Origin of the sequence: Richelia intracellularis HH01, assembly GCF_000350105.1 — a bacterium.
GTDB lineage: Bacteria > Cyanobacteriota > Cyanobacteriia > Cyanobacteriales > Nostocaceae > Richelia > Richelia intracellularis.
Genome location: NZ_CAIY01000003.1, coordinates 1 through 3,648, shown reverse-complemented (window position 1 = coordinate 3,648; position 3,648 = coordinate 1). Strand labels below are relative to the sequence as shown.

At 28.1% G+C, this 3,648-nt stretch carries 3 pseudogenes; 2 read left to right on the top strand and 1 reads right to left on the bottom strand.

Going from position 1 to position 3,648, the window contains the following annotated elements:
* Window positions 1-957 precede the first annotated feature (957 nt).
* Window positions 958-1,457: pseudogene (locus RINTHH_RS00170) on the bottom strand (hypothetical protein).
* Window positions 1,458-2,387: 930 nt separating this feature from the next.
* Between RINTHH_RS00170 and RINTHH_RS11630 the strand changes: the two are divergent.
* Window positions 2,388-2,814, top strand: a pseudogene (locus RINTHH_RS11630) (alpha/beta fold hydrolase); the annotation flags it as partial.
* A gap of 80 nt (window positions 2,815-2,894) precedes the next feature.
* A pseudogene (locus tag RINTHH_RS11625) lies at window positions 2,895-3,268 on the top strand (alpha/beta fold hydrolase); the annotation flags it as partial.
* Window positions 3,269-3,648 lie beyond the last annotated feature (380 nt).

Here is a 3,648-nt window from a genome sequence, read left to right as displayed (position 1 = left end):
AATATTTTGAGATTCTTTAAAGAGAGTATATTCTTCTAACACATCAAACTAAAAAATTTTTAATTATTCTCTTTATGTTTAAGCTAAGCAGTTTAAACATAAAGAGAATAATTATCAGCAAAATTAAATAAGATAGAACCTAAATTGGGAACACCTATAACAACTCTTTGACTTATCATTTAATAAATAGAACAGAATCTATGACATTTATGAATATCTTGCTGGATAGGCTTAGTACAATAGTTTAAATTATCTATATTCCTAGCAGATATTTTATATTTTCGTTGATTTATAACGAATAATATCCCTATATAAAGATATCTTTAAAAGAATTAGTAAAAAACTTATATTCTGGCTTTCAATATATTTTGATAGATATTATTTCCCATCATTATCATGATAATCCTCGTATTTTATGCAGCAAAATACGAAATTTACTATCTTGATTTTGATTGGTTTACCAATAAATTTTATGTGTTACAAGTACTACTATATTTGTAATCTTAATATCTAACTCAAATTCACTTAACCGACCAAACCTAATTCTAATTTTCCTAAATATTCTGCTTTTTCTCCTAGTTATTAATAATGCAGTATGCCAATAATACTAGAAAATAATTAACGGACTTCACTCGTTATAAGTTTAGCAGCAATAAACAAGGTATCAAATAGAGTAAAGACTTCAAAGATACTCTACATATTAGCTTAATTTTCAATATATTTTTATTTTATATTGAAAATTAAAATTAGCTGAAAAAACCTACTAGATTTATCTAGGTACAGTTGAATAATGAATTATTGCAACTAATTTATAGACTATTCTAAGATGATAGAATAGTTATTAATTTTGATTTAAATATACTCAGCTATTCGCCATAAAAATGAGATTTTATTTTTAGCATTAAATATCTGGAACTAAGGATTGAATAAATTTGGGTAAATTAATGTAAATATGTCTTATTGCCTACCATTATGATTAGCATCTAACTGGCTTAATTCTTGACATTTAGCTATGGCTTTCTCATAGGCAACCAAATATTCTTTACCACCTAACATTACATCACCATAATACTCGTAGGGTGATTTACCATAGATTGGCAGGGGGTTATCTTCTGGATAGTCCTCTTTAGACTCTTCAATTATCGACTTCATTTTTTTCATATTAAGACTTTGTGCGGGGAAGTACCAAATATTTTTTGTTTTTTGGTCAAATATTTGAAGTTGGGATCAATAATATGAATAGAGGTTTCTCCCATAGATGAAGCTACTGTTAACTCCAACCAAGCAGACTCTATAGGGTGATATGGTTTTTGGCATATAACTACAAAGCCTTGGACATAAATAGCCTCTTTAGTACATAATGCTGCTTTATAAGCATTATCAAAGGGCTTTTCTACCTTGCTTTTAATACTCACGCTGACTTGTAGAGAAAGTTCTTCATCCAATATTTTATTCATTAATAGGAAAGCCAACATCGGAAACTGACATATCTTACCATTTCTGTGAATAGAGAAAATAGTACTAGGTCAACAGTAAAGAAACTTAATGATTAACAATTACTTAATTCTAAAATGTGACTTTATCCATAAAATATTAAATCAACATTTTCATATAATCCGACTATATTTTTAAGACCTACACTCATCAAAAAAATACATAATCTACGCTCTCATGTTATATGAATCATAGTATTTATTGATAGCTTAAGATAGAAGTAATTATAATGATAAATCATAGGACCTAAAATAATTAAATATTAAACAATCATCAGACACTTCTATTTATTTTATGCTAGATACTAGCGGATTAACTTAGTTCTCAGTATTAATCACTATATCTCCAGATTAAATCAAAATATTTGAGATTATTTTTGAAAATTAAAGTCAGATTTCATCATACTATTTTTGGATATTCAGAATTTCCAAATCAATTTTTGGTGATATATGGTAAAGTGCAGTTGTTGGTACTCTTTAATATTGTGGATCTCTTGTTATGATATTTCCCTTACTTATTGTAATTAATCCAAATCTGATTTGAATTACTACTAACAACTTGTGAATAAATTTTTAATTAAAAGTAAAGTGGGATAAATACAAAAATAGACCTATAAATTATTACTTGTTTAATCCTGTTAAAAACTCAATTACTTTTCTGATGATGTTTAATTCACATTCTGAAAATACTACCCTATTATCTAAGACAAATTTCACGACTACTTTTATACTAAAAATCTAGGAATTGACTAAACTTGGTCGAAATAAAATATTAGTTAATAGTATAAATTAAAACATATTATAAAATAATTATTCCTGGAAAATAGGTAACCTAGCCCACGATTTTTACTTAAAAAGTAAATTTATTAAATCTTTTTCAGAATTATTAGTAATATGTCGAGAAAAATAATCTATACAATAAATTATGTAACTAGTAGATATTGGCAATGGGAAAGTAATAATGTCTATTACGTAAAGTCATGAAGAAAACAACAGTATCCACCCTTACTATTAGTACATGGCTTCGGTGAATCTACAGACTACTGGCATAAAAATATTAGTAGATTATGTGATAGATTTGAAGTTTGGGCAGTCGATCTATTGGGATTTGGGTGATCAGCAAAACCTAAATTGCATTATAATTTTGACCTGTGGTCTGATCGAATATGAGACTTTATTTCGGAAAAAATTGGTTAGAAAACTATACTGGTGGGTAATTCCCTCGATGGTTAGGTTTGTTTATGCGTTGCAGCTTATTATCCCGAAGTTCTTGCAGGCTTGGTATTGCTGAATAGTACAGATCCTTTTAGTAGTCATCAAAAGGTCTCATATATAAAATCTATCAAAGAATATGATCTAATTGTAAGTCGATTGTTCAATTATGCTCTTAGTATTTTGCGTTGGACTTTTCGTCAGAGATTACCCCAATTTCTCTTGTTTCAATATGTTCGACAATCTTGGGTAATTCGTAGAACCTTGAAAAGGGTATATCTTGACCACAGTACAATTACTACGCAACTGGTGGAAGCTATTCATCGACCTTCAGAAGATAAAGGTGCATTTGATATATTCTATTCTGTTTTGAATGCTCCCCAAGGAGAAAAGAATGATGTATTACTTAAATAGTTAACGTGTCCTTTATTAATATTATGGGGAGAAGCATATCCTTAGAATTATCACAAAAATTCCGCAAGTTTTATTCTGAGCTAACAGAATATTTTTTACAAGCTGGTAATTGTCTCCATGATGAGGAACCTCATCATGGAGACAATTAATTACTAAAAGATTGTATCCTAGCAGATACGTTTCTTGATTAGATAAGTATAAATCAAAGATATTCAAAACAAATTTAACTCATGAAGGATAGAAAACCTATACTTATATTTAGTTATAAAACTTGTAATGGTTACAAATTAGAAAAGATTTAATAGAGGTAAAAAGACTAGTAATCCGTCATTACTTACAAAACTTTTCTTTGGGATTAACCTTGAGATAATAGATTTTGACTAAGTTTAAATAACTTATATAATACTTCATTGATCTTCACAATATAGAGTTGCTGATCAATAGATGGCTAGCTTATGTAAGTTAGAAAAACTGCATTTCACATTTTATTAGTCATGGAAATCAGCTGATTTATAATCAAATATTTTTT